The organism is Rhodococcus sp. BE178 (genome assembly GCF_050433545.1).
In the GTDB taxonomy this organism is placed as follows: domain Bacteria; phylum Actinomycetota; class Actinomycetes; order Mycobacteriales; family Mycobacteriaceae; genus Prescottella.
Window position 1 is genome coordinate 199764 of sequence record NZ_JBNPXA010000001.1, and the last position, 15348, is coordinate 215111.

Here is a 15348-nt window from a genome sequence, read left to right on the forward strand (position 1 = left end):
CGAGGGATTCGGTGCCGTGAGGCTCCCCCGGCCTGGCGTGGTGTCACCAGCGGTAGTGCGCGAACGCCTTGTTGGCTTCAGCCATCTTGTGGGTGTCCTCGCGACGCTTCACGGCTGCACCGAGGCCATTGCTGGCATCCATGAGCTCGTTGGCGAGACGCTCGACCATGGTCTTCTCACGACGTGCACGCGAGAAGGTCACCAGCCAGCGCAGGGCCAGCGTGGTGGAGCGGCCGGGGCGAACCTCGACCGGCACCTGGTAGGTGGCGCCACCGACGCGACGGCTGCGGACCTCGAGGGCGGGCTTGACGTTGTCGAGCGCGCGCTTGAGGGTGACGACCGGATCGGTGCCGGTCTTCTCGCGAGCCTGCTCGAGTGCTTCGTAGACGATGCGCTCGGCGGTGGACTTCTTGCCGTCCAGCAGGATCTTGTTGACGAGCTGCGTGACCAGCGGCGAACCGTAGACCGGGTCGGCGATCAGCGGGCGCTTGGGAGCGGGGCCCTTACGTGGCATTAGCTCTTCTCCTTCTTGGCGCCGTAGCGGCTGCGTGCCTGCTTGCGGTTCTTGACGCCCTGGGTGTCGAGCGAGCCGCGGATGATCTTGTAGCGCACACCCGGGAGGTCCTTCACACGACCGCCGCGAACGAGCACCATCGAGTGCTCCTGCAGGTTGTGGCCCTCACCCGGGATGTAAGCGGTGACCTCGACGGAGCTGGTCAGGCGCACACGGGCGACCTTTCGCAGCGCGGAGTTCGGCTTCTTCGGGGTGGTGGTGTACACGCGAGTGCACACACCACGACGCTGCGGGCTGCCCTTGAGGGCCGCGGTCTTGACCTTGGCGGTCTTGTCGCGGCGGCCCTTGCGGACCAGCTGGTTGATGGTTGGCATTTACCGGCTTTCTTCTTCGGTTTCGGACTGCTCGTACAGGAACCCGTTCAAGCAACCTTGGCTGTTCTGAAATTAGGGATCCATCGGTTGGGGCAAGAGAGCTGCTGCCCCTCACCCGGCCCTCATGTGCACACGAGGTCGGGCGTGTCGCGCACCCCTACACAGGCAACCGGATGCTCGTACCTGCAGAAACAGCAGAAACTCGCGCACGGCAATGCCTCGCATAGGCACACAGATCGGCCCGAGCACGAGGGAGAGTTGCCTGCGTAGCGACCCCCACGGTCGGACACGACCCCCAACGATACCCGGCGGCTCCGTTCGAGGTCAAAGCGGGCCGAACATGGTATGCCCGGCGTGGTATGTGAGTCCGGAAATCTCCGGGCGAGTCGGACCGGTCCGACCTCACGCGCTCAGGTTCAACGTCAGCTTTGCCAGCGCGACCGCGGCGTCACACGGATCGGGGTGTCCGGCCGACTGGAACTGCACCCACCAGCCCACGACGCCCCCGGCCGGGCCACCGGCCGAGATCCCACAACTGCCCGGATCCTGCGGGGGTCGCGACAGCACCGCACGCCGCCCCTCGACGGTGATGTCCTGCACCGCATACCCCAACTGCTCGGACGTCCGGCGCTCGATGTCGAGCCCGCCGGTCTCGAACCAGTTGAACGTCACCCGGACCGGACCGCTCGGGCCGCCGACGGTCCAGCGGCAGATCGCGCCGAAGAAGCCCCGCTCGATCGAGTCACCGCCGACCGCCTCGGCGATCTTCTCGGGCGCGACGACGTCGCACTCGGTGAGCAGCGCCGCGAACCGCGACGACGCACCGGGCTCGGTCGCACCGACCGGGGTCGGCGTGCCGGCGACGGTCGAGGCACAGCCCGCGAGCAGGAGCACACCGGCCAGGACAGCGGTGGGGACGGCGGCGAGTGTCGAGGTCCGGGTCAACGTCACTTCCCCCTCGACGCGGTGAGCTCCGCGAGATGTCGTGCCGCGGTGCACGGATCGGCCGACGGCACCGAGTCGACGTATGCGACCGACCAGTGCACGAAGTCGTCGTCGAACTCGACCCCCAGCTCGCACAGCCGGCTCGACACGGACGCCTCGAAACCGGGACGCCCCTCGATCTCGATGTCGGTGGCCGGACGCCCGATCAGCTCACTGCCGGCCCGCTCGCGACCGATCGGGCTTCCTCGATACCAGGAGAACGACACATGCGGTCCGGGCTGCCCGGCCGCCGGCGACACCTGCCACTCGCAGCCCACCGAGTTGCGGACCACCGACCCGAAACTCGGGACGCCGAAGGCCGCGGCCACCTCCTCGTCGGTGACCGATCCGCACTCCCCGAAGAAGGGACCGGACGTGCGTGCGGTCGACGCCGACGAACCGCTGGATTCGTCAGAACCGCCCGCCGCCGCGCCGCATCCGGTGACCAGCACCGCGACACCCGCCAGCACCCCCACCAGCTTGTTCGACATGGAGCGGAACTGTACCGGCTACGACACCGGCGAGGCGGGTGCCGTCGCGTCCACGCGCTGCGCGTCGAGTGGCCGCAGCGCGGCGTCGAGCTGGACCGCCCAGCACCGCACGATCTCGGCGCGACGGCGCGAGTCGTCGGTGAGGACGTCCGCGAGCCCGAGACCGCGGGCGAGGTCGAGGGTGGCCTGGACGAGCCGCCGGACCGTGGGGTTCGAATCGTCGACGCCGAGGCTCTCGACGGCCGTGCGGTGAGCGATGCGACCGAACCGCTCCTCGAGCGGCAGCACCCGTGCCCGTAGTTCGGGGTCAGCGGCCGCCGCCGTCCACACCTGCAGCGCCGCCTTGAACAGCGAACCCGAGTAGTAGTCGACGAGCCGGGCCACGACCGCCTCCGTCCGGCCCGCCCCTTCGGGCAGCTCGGTGACCTCACGCCGCGCCTGTTCCATCCGGCGGTCGAACATGAACTCGAGCGCCGCGGTGATGAGATCCTCGCGGGTCGGGAAGTGGTGCTGCGCGGCACCGCGGGAGACGCCGGCGCGCTGCGCAACGACCGCGACCGTTGTCGCGGACCACCCGAAATCGGTCAGACAGTCGACCGTGGCTTCAAGGAGCCTGTGCCGGGTCAGCCTGCTCCGGTCCTGCTGGGGTGCGCGCATGTCGTCGCTGTCCTCTCCTACCCGCCCTACCGATATGTGCATCCGAAGTTAACACCGTGAAAGTTAGGGTTACCTACGTCACATTCTCATTGCGAACCAGACTCGGGCACGTTATCAATCTTCCCTGAGGAAGGATTGCCTTCCCTACTAACACCACATCCACAGGAGCATCACCATGGGTTCTGCCGAGATCCTCGACTTCTTCGACTTCGTGACCGACTTCGCCGGCGCTGCCAGCGACCTCTTCGGCGCCCTCAGCTTCTTCGCGGGCTCGCTCGAGACCGTCTCGGGCATCTTCGGCTGATCCGACGCCCCGACGAGCGCGTGGTCCCGTCCATCACGGAAGGAACCCCGCGCTCGTTTCAGCCGTCGACGGCCCACCTCGGCGGCCGCTTCTGCATGAACGCGGTGATCCCCTCGACCGCATCCGCCGACCCGAACAGGGCCGCCGACTGTGCGGCGAGCACCTCCCCGTAGCGGTCGAAGTCCTCGAGCATCCGCATCGTCGTGAGCTTCTTGGATTCGGCCAGCCCCAGCGGCGAGCACTTCCGCAGTGCCGAGACCAGCTCCCGAACGGTGTCCTCCGAATCCTGCACGGCCTCGCTGATCAGCCCGATCGCCTCCGCCTCGTGCGGGCCGAACTTCTCGCCCGTGAGGAAGTAGCGCCCCGCCGCGCGCGCCGTGAGCCGCGGAATCACGGTGAGCGAGATGATCGACGCCGCCAGCCCGAGACGCGCCTCCGTCAGGGCGAACGTGCTGTCCGGCCCGGCGACGACGACGTCGCACGCCCCGACCAGTCCCATCCCGCCGGCACGGACGTGTCCGTCCACTCGGGCGATCACGGGCTTGGGCAGTTCGACGATCGCCCTCAACAGCTTGACCATCTGCCGGGTCCGCTCGGCCGCGAGTTCCGCCGGGCTCGCATCGACCACCCCGGAGGCCCCGGACGCTTCCGACAGATCCGCACCCGCACAGAACGTGCCCCCGGTGTGGGTGAGCACGACCGTGCGGGCGGCATCGTCGGCCGCGGCGTCGGCCAACCCCTGCAGCAGTTCGGCGACCAGCCTGCTCGAGATCGCGTTGCGGTTGTGCGGTGAGTCGAGGGTGAGCGTGGCACAGCCGTCCGCGACGTCGTATCGAACGAAACGATCCGTCATACGCACCGCCTCAGTACGACTTCGGCAGGCCCAGCGAGTGCTGGGAGACGAAGTTGAGGATCATCTCGCGACTCACCGGCGCCACCCGCGCGATCCGCGCCGCGCCGAGCATCGCCGACAGCCCGTATTCCTTGGTGAGACCCGCGCCGCCGTGCGTCTGGATCGCCTGATCGAGGGCCCTGATGCTGGCCTCGGCCGCCGCGTACTTGGCCATGTTCGCGGCCTCCGCCGCACCGAAGTCGTCGCCGCTGTCGTAGAGGACGGCGGCCTTCTGCATCATCAGCTTGGCCAGTTCGAGTTCGATCTTGCACTGCGCCAGCGGATGCGCCAGCCCCTGGTGGGCGCCGATCGGCGTCTTCCAGACGGTCCGCTCCTTCGCGAACTTCACACCGGCTTCGAGGGCCCACCGACCCATACCGATCGCCATGGCCGCACCGAGGATGCGCTCGGGGTTGAGGCCCGCGAACAACTGCATCAGCGCGGCGTCCTCCGATCCGACGAGCGCGTCGGCGGGCAGCCGGACGTCGTCGAGGAACAGCGTGAACTGGTGATCCGGCTCGATGATGTCCATGTCCATGCGCTGCGCGACGAAGTTCTCGGCGTCGGTGGGCACGATGAACAGCGCGGGCTTGAGCTTGCCCGTCTTGTGGTCCTCGGTGCGGGCCACGATCAGCACGGCGTCGGCCTGGTCGACGCCGGAGATGTAGACCTTGTTGCCGCGCAGGACCCAGTCCTCGCCGTCGCGCCGGGCGGTGGTGGTGATCTGGTGCGAGTTGGAACCGGCATCGGGTTCGGTGATGCCGAACGCCATGATCTTGGAGCCGTCCGCGAGCGCGGTCAGCCATTCCTGCTTCTGCGCATCGGTGCCGTACTTGCCGATGATGGTGCCGCAGATCGCGGGCGAGACCACGACCAGCAGCAGTCCGGCGCCCTGCGCCGCGAGTTCCTCCTGCACCAGGGCGAGTTCGTAGATGCCCGCTCCCCCGCCGCCGTACTCCTCGGGGAGGTTGACGCCGAGGAACCCGAGCTTGCCGGCCTCGTTCCACAGCTCCGTGAGCGGCTCGCCCTTGCGTGCCTTGGGAAGTACGTAGTCGACGTAGTTGAAGCGCTGCGCGAGCTTGGAGACCGCCGCCCGCAGCTCCTTCTGCTCGTCCGTCTCGATGAAGCTGCTCATGCGGTTTCTCCTTCTGCGACTTCTGCTTCCACGATTGCCAGGACCGATCCGACGTCGACCTGCTGGCCGACGACGACGGGTAGTTCGGTGAGCACACCGGCGGCGGGCGCCTTGACGGTGTGCTCCATCTTCATGGCCTCGAGCCACAGGATCGGCTGTCCGGCCGCCACGTGATCACCCGCTGCCGCCCCCAGCCTGATCACCGCGCCCGGCATGGGTGCCAGCAGCGACCCCTCCGCGAGGACGGTCGACGGGTCGACGAATCTCGGTATCGCCGTGAGCGATACCGGTCCCAGCGCCGAGTCGACATACACCCGGTCGCCGTAGCGGGCGACGTCGAAACCGCGCCGCAGACCGGAGACGTCGAGCACGACGTGGTCCGGCCCGGAGGAAATCAGGGCGACGTCCTCGAAGTCCTCCGCGATCAGTCCCGACCGGGTCTGCAGGTAGCGGACGTCGTACTCGCCGTGAGCTCCCGTGTACTGCTTGCTCTGCGGCTGCGACGGCAGGTTCCGCCAGCCGCTGGGCAGACCCGCATTCACCGGCGCCGCGACACGATTGACGGCGGCGTCGGCGAGCGCGGCCGCGAGCGCGGACAGCTTCTCGGCCTGCTCGTCGGCGAGGGGACGCGCCAGCCGGTCGAGCCCGTGGGTGTCGAAGAACGCGGTGTCGGTGTCGCCCGCGAGGAACGCGGGGTGCCGCAGGACGTTCACCAGCAGGTCGCGGTTGGTCTGCAGTCCGTGCAGCCGGGTGCGGGCCAGTGCGGACGCCAGCACCTGCGCGGCCTGCGTGCGGGTGGGTGCGAACGAGATGACCTTCGCGAGCATCGGGTCGTAGAAGACGCTCACCACGGAGCCGTCCTCGACACCCGAGTCCAGGCGCACCCCGGCCCGGTCGAGGACCTCGAACTCCGCAGTGCTGCCGGGCAGTTCGATGCGCTCGACGGTGCCGCTCTGCGGTCGCCAGTTGTGGGCGGGATCCTCGGCATACAGCCGGACCTCGATCGAGTGTCCGCGCAGGGCAGGCGGTTCGGCGGGCAGTGCGGCGCCCGCGGCCACCTGCAGCTGCAGCTCGACGAGGTCGAGCCCCGTGGTGCACTCGGTGACCGGGTGTTCCACCTGCAGGCGGGTGTTCATCTCCAGGAAGAAGAACTCGCCCTGTTCGTCGGCGAGGAACTCGACGGTGCCGGCGCCCTCGTACCCGATCGCGTTCGCGGCGAGACGGGCCGCCTCGAACAGCCTGGCGCGCATGGCGGGGAGGCGTTCGACGAGCGGCGACGGGGCCTCCTCCACCACCTTCTGGTGGCGGCGCTGGATGGAGCACTCTCGCTCCCCCACCGCCCACACCGTGCCGTGCCGGTCGGCCATCACCTGCACCTCGATGTGCCGTCCGGTCTCGAGGTAGCGCTCGCAGAACACCGTCGGATCGCCGAACGCCGACTGCGCCTCCCGCGCGGCCGCCTCGATCTCGCGGGGCAGCGCCGCCAGCTCGCGCACCACCCGCATGCCGCGGCCGCCGCCACCGGCGGACGCCTTGACGAGCACCGGCAGATCGGCCTCGGTGACCGCCGCCGGGTCCAGCTCGGCGAGGACGGGGACGCCGGCGTCGGCCATGATCCGCTTGGACTCGACCTTGGAGCCCATCAGCTCGATGGACTTGACCGGCGGGCCGATCCACGTGAGGCCGGCGGCCTCCACGGCCTGCGCGAAATCGGCGTTCTCCGACAGGAACCCGTAGCCGGGATGGATCGCGTCGGCGCCGGCGGCGCGGGCCGCAGCGATGAGCGCGTCGCCGCGCAGGTAGGTCTCGGCGGGCGTCGAACCCGGCAGCCGGACCGCGGCGTCGGCCTCGGCGACGTGCGGGCTGGCGGCGTCCGGATCGGAGAACACCGCGACCGTGCCGACACCGGTGCGGCGGCACGTCGCGAAGACGCGTCGGGCGATCTCGCCGCGGTTGGCGACCAGGACGGACGTGACGGGGGACATACTCACAGTGCTACTCACTCGGTTCCTCACATCCGGAAGACACCGAAGTTCGCGGTGCCCTCGATCGGGGCGGTGGCAATGGCCGACAGGCACATTCCCACCACCGTGCGGGTGTCGCGGGGGTCGATGACGCCGTCGTCGTAGAGCCGTCCGGACAGGAACATCGGCAGCGACTCGGCTTCGATCTGGTTCTCGATCATCGCGCGCATCCCGGCGTCGGCCTCCGCGTCGAACGCCTGCCCGCGGGCCTCGGCGGCGGCCCTGCCGACGATGGAGATGACGCCCGCCAGCTGGGCGCCGCCCATCACCGCCGACTTGGAACTGGGCCATGCGAACAGAAACCGCGGGTCGAACGCGCGGCCGCACATGCCGTAGTGACCGGCGCCGTACGACGCCCCCAGCAGGATCGAGATGTGCGGGACCGTGGAGTTCGAGACGGCGTTGATCATCATCGAACCGTGCTTGATCATGCCGCCCTCCTCGTACTCCTTGCCCACCATGTAGCCGGTGGTGTTGTGCAGGAACAGAAGTGGAGTGTTCGACCGGTTCGCGAGCTGAATGAACTGGGTGGCCTTCTGGGACTCCTCGCTGAAGAGCACGCCACGCGCGTTGGCGAGGATGCCGATCGGGTAGCCGTGGAGTTCGGCCCAGCCGGTGACGAGGGACGAGCCGTACATCGGCTTGAACTCGTCGAAGTCGGAACCGTCGACGATGCGGGCGATCACCTCGCGCGGATCGAACGGAATCTTCAGATCGGCCGGGACGATACCCAGCAGCTCCTCGGGATCCTCGAGCGGCTCGATCACCTCGGCGCGCGGCGCCGGACCCTGCTTGCGCCAGTTCAGCCGATTGACGATGCTGCGACCGATGCGAATCGCGTCGTGCTCGTCCACCGCGAAGTAGTCCGCGAGACCCGATGTGCGGGCGTGCATCTCGGCACCACCGAGCGCCTCGTCGTCGGACTCCTCGCCGGTGGCCATCTTCACCAGCGGCGGCCCGGCCAGGAACACCTTGGAGCGTTCCTTGATCATCACGACGTGGTCGGACATGCCGGGGATGTAGGCACCGCCGGCGGTGGAGTTACCGAACACCAGCGCGATCGTGGGAATGCCGGCCGCCGACAGCTTGGTGAGGTCACGGAACATCCGTCCGCCCGGGATGAAGACCTCCTTCTGCGTCGGCAGGTCGGCGCCGCCGGACTCGACGAGCGAGATCACCGGGAGCCGGTTCTGCACCGCGATGTCGTTGGCGCGGAAACCCTTCTTGAGGGTCCACGGGTTGGACGTGCCACCACGGACCGTCGGATCGTTCGCGACGATGAGGCACTCGACGCCGCTGACGACACCGATGCCGACGATCGTCGACGCACCCACCGGGAACTCGGTGCCCCACGCCGCGAGCGGCGACAGCTCGAGGAACGCCGAATCCGGGTCCAGCAGCAGTTCGATCCGCTCGCGGGCGAGCAGTTTGCCCCGCTTGTGGTGCCGCTCCACGTACTTCTCGCCACCCCCGGCGAGCGCCTTCGCGTGCTCGGCCTCGATCTCGGCGAGCTTGGTCGTCATCGACTCGGCCGCAGCCGTGTACTCCGGCGAGTCGGTGTCCAGTGTCGACTTCAGGATCGTCATGCCTGGTACCCCAATCGCTTCGCCGCCAGGGAGGTCAGGATCTCCGTGGTCCCGCCCCCGATGCCCAGAATCCGCATGTCCCGGTACTGCCTCTCCACTTCGCTCTCCTGCATGTAGCCCATGCCGCCGAACAGCTGCACGGCCTGGTTGGCCACCCATTCGCCGGCCTCGACGGCGGTGTTCTTCGCGAAACACACCTCGGCGACGAAATCCTCGTCCGATGTGAGCGACCGCTCGACGAGCGTGCGCGTGTAGACGCGGGCGACGTCGATGCGGCGGGTCATCTCGGTGACCGTGTTCTGCACGGCCTGCCGCGAGATCAGCGGACGGCCGAACGTCTCGCGGTCGCGGCACCACTGCAGCGTGAGGTCGAGGCAGCGCTGCGCACTCGCGTACGCCTGCGCGGCCAGCGCGATCCGCTCGGTGAGGAACGCCTGCGCGATCTGCACGAACCCCGAGTTCTCCTCGCCCACCAGGTTTTCCACCGGAACGCGGGCATCCACGAACGACAGTTCGGCGGTGTCCGACGCGCGCCAGCCCATCTTGTCGAGCTTGCGGGCCACCTCGAATCCCGGTGTGCCCTTCTCGATCACGAGCAGCGACACCCCACCGGCACCCGGACCACCCGTACGCACCGCGGTGACGACGAAGTCGGCACGCACCGCGGAGGTGATGAACGTCTTGGACCCGTTGACGATGTAGTGGTCGCCGTCGCGGACGGCCGTGGTGCGCAGGTGTCCGACGTCGGAGCCGCCGCCGGGCTCGGTGATCGCCAGCGAGCCGATCTTCTCGCCCGCGAGCGTCGGCCGCACCCAGCGATCGATCTGCGCGGGATCGCCCGCCGCGACAAGGTGCGGCAAGGCGATCCCGCACGTGAACAGCGAGGCGAACAGCCCGCCCGATGCCCCGGCCTGGTGCATCTCCTCGCAGATCACGACCGCGTCCACCAGGTCGCCGCCGTCGCCGCCGCCCTCCTCGGGGAAGCCGGCGCCGAGCAGACCGAGGGCCGCGGCCTTCCGATGCAACTCGCGCGGGATCTCGCCGTCGCGCTCCCAGTGGTTCAGGTGCGGCAGGATCTCCTGCTCGACGAAGCCGCGGACCGTCTTACGTAGCTGTTGCCGTTCGGGTGTGTCCCACACACTCATGCGTGCCCTTCCTGAAGTTCATCGGCGTAAGAGGGAACCAGGTCGATGGGGATCTCGATGTGCCGGGACCGCAGCCACTCGCCGAGCCCCTTGGCCTGCGGGTCGAAGCGGGCCTGCGACGCGACGCCGCGGCCGAGGATGCCCTCGATCACGAAGTTGACCGCCCGCAGGTGCGGCAGCACGTGCCGGGTCACGTTCAGGGCCTTTGTCTCCGGCAGCATCCGTTTGACCTCGTCGACGGTGAGGGCGTGCACCAGCCAGCGCCACTGGTCGTCGGTGCGGACCCACACGCCGACATTGGCGTTGCCGCCCTTGTCGCCGCTGCGGGCGGCTGCGATCGCGCCGAGGGGTGCACTCACCGTCTCGGTCTGCGGAAGCGGCTCCGGCAGAGCCGGTTCCGGGAGTTCCTCGAGCCCTCGGGTGACGCCGCTCGGGGGGATGTCGATGCGCGTACCGTCCGGCAGCACCGCGACGTGCGGCACCTCGCCCGCGTCGACGTAGCCCGGGGTGAACACCGCGTAGGGCTGCCCGTTCGACGGCGGCGCCGTCAGCGTGAAGCCGGGGTAGCTCGCGAGCGCCAGTTCGACCGCGACCGACGAGAAGGCCCGACCGACGACGTTCGGGTCGGTGTCGCGAACCGTGCAGCGCAGCAGTGCGCTCGCGGCCTCCTCGGTGTCGGCGTCGGGGTGGTCCGTCCGCGCGAGCGTCCACTCGAGTTCCTGCGGCCGCACCGTCAGCCACGCATCCAGTTGCTGCCGAACAAGATTCGCCTTGGCATCGATGTCGAGTCCGGTGAGCACGAAGGTGGCCTCGTTCCGGAAACCGGCGAGCGCGTTGAGCGACACCTTGTACTGCGGGGGCGGCGCCTCGCCGGTGACACCGGAGATACGGACACGGTCCGGGCCGTCGTCGGAGAGCACGGCGGAATTCATGCGCGCCGTGACGTCCGGGTTCGCATAACGGCCGCCGGTGATCTCGTACAGCAACTGCGCCGTCACGGTCCCCCGGCTCACGGCTCCGCCGGTACCGGCGTGTTTGGTGATGACCGACGAACCGTCGTCGTGGATCTCCGTGATCGGGAAGCCGGGACGTCCCAGGTCGGCGATCTCGGTGAACCACGAGTAGTTGCCACCGGTTGCCTGCGTGCCGCACTCGATCACGTGACCGGCCACCACCGCACCCGCGAGGCGGTCGAAATCGTCCCGGGCCCAGCCGAAGTGCGCGGCGGCCGGCCCCACGATCACCGACGCGTCGGTGACGCGCCCGGTCACCACGACGTCCGCTCCCCCGTTCAGGCACTCGACGATCCCCCATGCCCCCAGGTACGCGTTGGCGGTCAGCGGCGTGGTCTCGCGGTCGAGCCCGAGTTCGGCGGCCCGCGCGATGAGGTCGTCGCCCTCGACGTGCGCGATGCGGGCGTTCAGCCCCAGCCGGTCGTTCACCTCGCGCAGCGCGTCGACGAGTCCGGCCGGGTTGAGTCCGCCGGCGTTGGCGACGATCTTCACGCCGCGGTCCAGTGCGAGCCCGAGGCAGTCCTCGGCCTGGCGGAGGAAGGTCTTCGCGTAGCCGCGCGTCGGGTCCTTCATCCGATCGCGGCCCAGGATGAGCATCGTCAACTCGGCGAGATAGTCACCGGTGAGATAGTCCAGGTCGCCGCCCTCGAGCATCTCCCGCATCGCCGAGATGCGGTCGCCGTAGAAGCCGGAGCAGTTCCCGATCCGGACCGGGGCCGTCACTGGACCGTCTCCGCCGCCGCGGAGTCACTGGACTCACGTCCTGTGCCCGACGGCCCCGCGAACGCCTGCGCGATGCCGAGCCACTGTTCTGCGTCGTCACCGGTGGTCCGCAGCGCCGTGTCGCCGCGGTGCACGCGCTGCGTGACCAGCAGGCAGAAGTCCTCGGCGGAGCCGCTCACTCGCTGCGCGGCATCCGCGGGGCCCCACGCCCAGACGGCGCCGTCCGGTGCGACCAGTTCCACGCGGAACTCCTCGGCCGGCGGGGTGAGCTGGTTGACGCCGTACGCGAAGTCGCGGGTGCGCACCCCCAGCCGTGCGATGTGCTGCAACCGGTCCGTCGCGACGGACACCGCGCCGAGTGCCTCGGCGACGTCGCGGCCGTGCGCCCATGTCTCCATCAGCCGAGCGGTCGCCATCGACGCCGCGCTCATCGGCGGCCCGTACCACGGCAGTTTGGTGCCGACCGGAACCTCCCGCAGCACCGCCGCGAGCTTGTCCCGGGTTTCGCGCCAGTCGGCCAGCAGCTCCTGCGGTGGGCGCCGCGCCTCGATCTCGGCGCCCTCGTCCACGAAGCCGTACGGGTTCTTCCACGCCTCCGCCAGTTGGGCGGTGAAGGCGTCCTCGTCGGTGGCCGCCGACAGCGCGGCGCGGTCGGTCCACGCGAGGTGGCCTATCTGGTGCGCGACGGTCCAGCCCTCGGCCGGAGTGGGCGTCGCCCACTCCGACTCGGGCAGATCCGCAACGAGCGCGTCGAGGGCGGCACCCTCCGCCCGCAGGTCGTCGACGATCTTGTTCAGGTCAGCCACATACCCTCCTCGAATCCTGAGACCAGCATCACACCGAAGAGATTAAAAATCAAGCACGCATGCTTGTTTATCGGGGATGCCGATCCGAATCAGAGGAGAACCCTCACCGCTCAGGCACTCAAATGTGCCGCGCTGTCCCACGACCGTCGACGTCCGCCGTTGAGCGACCACCCGAGATCCGGGGTACGGGTGACCGGATGAAGCCGCTCGATCGCGAAGTTCGTGATCGGAAGACGCTCCACCAGTTGCTGCTCGGCGAGCATGCTCCCGGTCATCCCCTGCTCGAAAAGCGAATACGCCGTGTGATTGACCGAATGGACGGCGACCTGCAGCGCCGTCAGTGCCGTGGAGTGGGGCCCGAATTCGGCGAGCGTGTGACCGCCCCCGACCGTGGTTCCCACGACCGCGTAGTAGTGCCAGTTCGAAGTGTTGTCCGGGTTGTGCGCGACGCCAGGCTCTACAGCCATGATGCGCCCCTTCCCTACTCGAGGCTCCTGTCGTGACGATAGGACTGCACCCCGACAAGTCCGGGGCGACGCGCCGAGATGCCCCCGAGAAACGCGAAGAGCCCCCGAGCGATTCGCATCGCTCGGGGGCTCAACCCATGGCACGCCGGGTGCCGGAAGGCTCAGTGCATCATCACCGGCTGGACGTCCTCCGTCGTCGCCACGACCCGCTTGCGCGGCAGGAAGAACGCCGGGATCAGGGTGACGAGGACGAGCACGAACGCCACCATGAAGGTGCCACCGAACGACTCCGCGGACGCGTCGAGCATCTGCGCGATGCCTGCCGGATCGGTCGGCGGCGCAGCCTCCTTGTCCAGCCCGTGGGACGTCATCTGGCTGGTGAGAACCACCGACATCGTCGCGGTACCGATCGAGCCGGCAACCTGCTGCACGATGTTCATCAGCGTCGAGCCGCGGGCGATCATCTCGTGCTTGAGCGTCACCATCGCGGCGGTCATCAGCGGCATCATGGTGCAGCCCATGCCCGTGCCCATCACGAACAGCGAACCGAGCAGGAGCGGGTACGGCGACGTCGCGGTCAACTGGGTGAACGTGAACATGCCCAGCGCGATCAGCGGAATACCCGTCAGAACGATCTTGCCCGGTCCGAGCTTGTCGACCAGTCGGCCGGCGATCGGCATCGTGACCATCGCACCGATGCCCTGCGGCGCGAGCAGCAGACCCGCCGCCATCGCAGACTCACCGCGCACCTGGATGAAGTAACTCGGGAACAGCAGCCCGGCACCCATGAACGCGATGATGAAGACGGTCGTGGTGAGGACGGCCACCGTGAGCTGACGGTTCTTGAACAGGTGCAGATCGATCAGCGGATCCGTCTTGCGCAGCGCATGGAAGACGAAGCCGATGATGAGCGCGAGACCGATACCGACGGGGATCAGCACGTCGGGCGACAGGCCCTTGCTGTGTTCGGGAATCGACGAGACCCCGTACAGGAACAGCGCCAGACCCGGCGAGAGCAGGACCATGCCGACAAGGTCGAAGGGCTGCGACGGGCTCGGCTCGTCCTTGGGCAGCAGCTTGAAAGCGGCCACCAGCGCGATGATGCCGACGGGCAGGTTGATCAGGAAGATCCAGTGCCAGCTGGCGGCGTCGATCAGCCAGCCACCGAGGATCGGTCCGCCGATGGGACCGAGCAGCATCGGGATACCCAGCACCGCCATGACCCGGCCGACGCGCTCCGGGCCGGCAGCACGCGTCATGATCGTCATACCGAGCGGCATCAGCATGCCGCCGCCGAGGCCCTGCAGGACTCGGAACCCGATCAGCGACGTGATGTCCCACGCGAACGCACAGGCCACCGATCCGATGACGAACAGCACCAGGGCGCCGATGTACAGCCGCTTGGTGCCGAACCGATCGGCCGCCCAGCCGGTGACCGGGATGACGGTGGCGAGCGCAAGTGTGTACGCGGTCATGGTCCAGGCGACGACCGCGTAGCTGGTGTCGAACTCCTGGGCGAACGTCGGCAGCGCAACGCTGACCACGGTGACGTCGAGGATGGACATGATGGCGCCGAGCACCACCACGGAGGCGATCTTGAGGACCGCGCCGTCGATCTTGTCCGACTCGGGCGCCCCGGTTGGGGGCGCCGCCGGCGAGTTGGGCGTCGTCATGTGCAGAATTCCTGACTTCGGGCCCGCAGGGCGTCGCCTGCGAGTATGGGTTTAAGGGCCTCGAGCAACCGGCTGCGGTCCGGCTGATCCAGCCGTCCCGCGAACGCGCGCAGCTCGTCACGCTTGTCCTCGAGATGACGGGAGGCCAGGGTTCGCCCGGCCTCCGTCAGCGAGACCCGTTTGATCCGGCGATCCTCGGGGTCCTCGCGGCGCAGCACCAACTCCTGGCACACGAGCTGATCGATGTTGCGACCGGCAGCGGCCACCGACATCCGAAGACATTCGGCGACCTCGTTGATCGCGATCGGCTCCCCGTGCTGCGCCAGCACGAAGAGCGCGCGGACCTGTGAGAACGACAGGTCCATCGCGACAAGGGTGTCCATCGACTCGGACTCCCCCATGCCGAGAAGGCGCATGATGAACTCCTCGAGCACGTCGTAGACCTCATCTGGAGTCACATCTGCCACGAGCGTCGATAGTAGCGACCCCGCAACTATTGCAACAACGCAAGGAAGCCCGGCCGCCGCCCGAAATTGCGACCCATCCACGACACCACGAGC

The 15348-nt window shown here is 68.6% G+C and carries 16 protein-coding genes; 1 reads left to right on the forward strand and 15 read right to left on the reverse strand.

Annotated elements, in window-relative coordinates:
• Window positions 1-43: 43 nt before the first annotated feature.
• The 5 genes from rpsG to J2X34_RS00840 all read right to left on the reverse strand — a co-directional run bounded on the left by rpsG (window position 44) and on the right by J2X34_RS00840 (window position 3020).
• Window positions 44-514: a 30S ribosomal protein S7 gene (gene rpsG / locus J2X34_RS00820; protein WP_114718789.1), complete on the reverse strand. Its 471-nt coding sequence runs from the start codon at window positions 512-514 to the stop codon at window positions 44-46.
• Window positions 514-888, reverse strand: a complete 375-nt coding sequence (gene rpsL / locus J2X34_RS00825) for a 30S ribosomal protein S12 (RefSeq protein ID WP_107982750.1) — start codon at window positions 886-888, stop codon at window positions 514-516. The genes rpsG and rpsL overlap by 1 nt, the downstream gene beginning before the upstream one ends.
• 402 nt (window positions 889-1290) lie before the next feature.
• Window positions 1291-1833: a DUF3558 domain-containing protein gene (locus tag J2X34_RS00830; RefSeq protein WP_114718983.1), complete on the reverse strand. Its 543-nt coding sequence runs from the start codon at window positions 1831-1833 to the stop codon at window positions 1291-1293.
• Window positions 1834-1835: 2 nt separating this feature from the next.
• A complete protein-coding gene (locus J2X34_RS00835; RefSeq protein WP_114718787.1) occupies window positions 1836-2363 on the reverse strand; it encodes a DUF3558 domain-containing protein in 528 nt (175 codons plus the stop codon).
• A gap of 18 nt (window positions 2364-2381) precedes the next feature.
• Window positions 2382-3020, reverse strand: coding sequence for a TetR/AcrR family transcriptional regulator (locus tag J2X34_RS00840; RefSeq protein ID WP_429515883.1), 639 nt, complete (start codon window positions 3018-3020; stop codon window positions 2382-2384).
• Window positions 3021-3195: 175 nt separating this feature from the next.
• Here J2X34_RS00840 and J2X34_RS00845 point away from each other — a divergent pair, with 175 nt between their 5' ends.
• Window positions 3196-3324: a hypothetical protein gene (locus tag J2X34_RS00845; protein ID WP_258557615.1), complete on the forward strand. Its 129-nt coding sequence runs from the start codon at window positions 3196-3198 to the stop codon at window positions 3322-3324.
• A gap of 58 nt (window positions 3325-3382) precedes the next feature.
• Here J2X34_RS00845 and J2X34_RS00850 read toward each other — a convergent pair whose 3' ends face one another.
• From J2X34_RS00850 to J2X34_RS00895, 10 genes are all read right to left on the reverse strand, one after another.
• The gene (locus J2X34_RS00850) at window positions 3383-4177 is read right to left on the reverse strand and encodes an enoyl-CoA hydratase family protein (protein WP_429515884.1); all 795 of its coding nucleotides are present in this window, start codon (window positions 4175-4177) and stop codon (window positions 3383-3385) included.
• A 10-nt stretch (window positions 4178-4187) separates the two neighbouring features.
• Window positions 4188-5351 carry an acyl-CoA dehydrogenase family protein gene (locus tag J2X34_RS00855; protein WP_114718784.1) on the reverse strand — a complete coding sequence of 388 codons (1164 nt, stop codon included), beginning with the start codon at window positions 5349-5351 and terminating at the stop codon, window positions 4188-4190.
• A complete protein-coding gene (locus J2X34_RS00860; RefSeq protein ID WP_114718783.1) occupies window positions 5348-7336 on the reverse strand; it encodes an acetyl/propionyl/methylcrotonyl-CoA carboxylase subunit alpha in 1989 nt (662 codons plus the stop codon). The genes J2X34_RS00855 and J2X34_RS00860 overlap by 4 nt, the downstream gene beginning before the upstream one ends.
• A 26-nt stretch (window positions 7337-7362) precedes the next feature.
• Entirely contained in the window at window positions 7363-8961 is a 1599-nt protein-coding gene (locus tag J2X34_RS00865) for an acyl-CoA carboxylase subunit beta (protein ID WP_429515886.1), read from the reverse strand.
• Complete coding sequence (locus J2X34_RS00870) at window positions 8958-10106, reverse strand: acyl-CoA dehydrogenase family protein (RefSeq protein ID WP_429515887.1); 1149 nt, start codon at window positions 10104-10106, stop codon at window positions 8958-8960. Before J2X34_RS00870 ends, J2X34_RS00865 begins: the two co-directional genes overlap by 4 nt.
• Complete coding sequence (locus J2X34_RS00875) at window positions 10103-11842, reverse strand: acyclic terpene utilization AtuA family protein (protein WP_429515888.1); 1740 nt, start codon at window positions 11840-11842, stop codon at window positions 10103-10105. The genes J2X34_RS00870 and J2X34_RS00875 overlap by 4 nt, the downstream gene beginning before the upstream one ends.
• Complete coding sequence (locus J2X34_RS00880) at window positions 11839-12648, reverse strand: TIGR03084 family metal-binding protein (protein WP_429515890.1); 810 nt, start codon at window positions 12646-12648, stop codon at window positions 11839-11841. The genes J2X34_RS00875 and J2X34_RS00880 overlap by 4 nt, the downstream gene beginning before the upstream one ends.
• Before the next feature lie 110 nt (window positions 12649-12758).
• A complete protein-coding gene (locus J2X34_RS00885) occupies window positions 12759-13115 on the reverse strand; it encodes a hypothetical protein (protein WP_114718778.1) in 357 nt (118 codons plus the stop codon).
• Between the two features lie 161 nt (window positions 13116-13276).
• Window positions 13277-14788: a DHA2 family efflux MFS transporter permease subunit gene (locus tag J2X34_RS00890; RefSeq protein ID WP_429515891.1), complete on the reverse strand. Its 1512-nt coding sequence runs from the start codon at window positions 14786-14788 to the stop codon at window positions 13277-13279.
• On the reverse strand, window positions 14785-15255 hold the full coding sequence (locus J2X34_RS00895; protein ID WP_254622620.1) for a MarR family winged helix-turn-helix transcriptional regulator: 471 nt from the start codon (window positions 15253-15255) through the stop codon (window positions 14785-14787). The genes J2X34_RS00890 and J2X34_RS00895 overlap by 4 nt, the downstream gene beginning before the upstream one ends.
• Between the last annotated feature and the right edge of the window lie 93 nt (window positions 15256-15348).

What these genes read in the sequence shown, in the direction of transcription:
- rpsG (WP_114718789.1), bottom strand. Translation starts at nt 514, where the DNA reads ATGCCACGTAAGGGCCCCGCTCCCAAGCGCCCGCTGATCGCCGACCCG.
- rpsL (WP_107982750.1), bottom strand. Translation starts at nt 888, where the DNA reads ATGCCAACCATCAACCAGCTGGTCCGCAAGGGCCGCCGCGACAAGACC.
- J2X34_RS00835 (WP_114718787.1), bottom strand. Translation starts at nt 2,363, where the DNA reads ATGTCGAACAAGCTGGTGGGGGTGCTGGCGGGTGTCGCGGTGCTGGTC.
- J2X34_RS00840 (WP_429515883.1), bottom strand. Translation starts at nt 3,020, where the DNA reads ATGCGCGCACCCCAGCAGGACCGGAGCAGGCTGACCCGGCACAGGCTC.
- J2X34_RS00845 (WP_258557615.1), top strand. Translation starts at nt 3,196, where the DNA reads ATGGGTTCTGCCGAGATCCTCGACTTCTTCGACTTCGTGACCGACTTC.
- J2X34_RS00850 (WP_429515884.1), bottom strand. Translation starts at nt 4,177, where the DNA reads ATGACGGATCGTTTCGTTCGATACGACGTCGCGGACGGCTGTGCCACG.
- J2X34_RS00855 (WP_114718784.1), bottom strand. Translation starts at nt 5,351, where the DNA reads ATGAGCAGCTTCATCGAGACGGACGAGCAGAAGGAGCTGCGGGCGGCG.
- J2X34_RS00860 (WP_114718783.1), bottom strand. Translation starts at nt 7,336, where the DNA reads ATGTCCCCCGTCACGTCCGTCCTGGTCGCCAACCGCGGCGAGATCGCC.
- J2X34_RS00865 (WP_429515886.1), bottom strand. Translation starts at nt 8,961, where the DNA reads ATGACGATCCTGAAGTCGACACTGGACACCGACTCGCCGGAGTACACG.
- J2X34_RS00870 (WP_429515887.1), bottom strand. Translation starts at nt 10,106, where the DNA reads ATGAGTGTGTGGGACACACCCGAACGGCAACAGCTACGTAAGACGGTC.
- J2X34_RS00885 (WP_114718778.1), bottom strand. Translation starts at nt 13,115, where the DNA reads ATGGCTGTAGAGCCTGGCGTCGCGCACAACCCGGACAACACTTCGAAC.
- J2X34_RS00890 (WP_429515891.1), bottom strand. Translation starts at nt 14,788, where the DNA reads ATGACGACGCCCAACTCGCCGGCGGCGCCCCCAACCGGGGCGCCCGAG.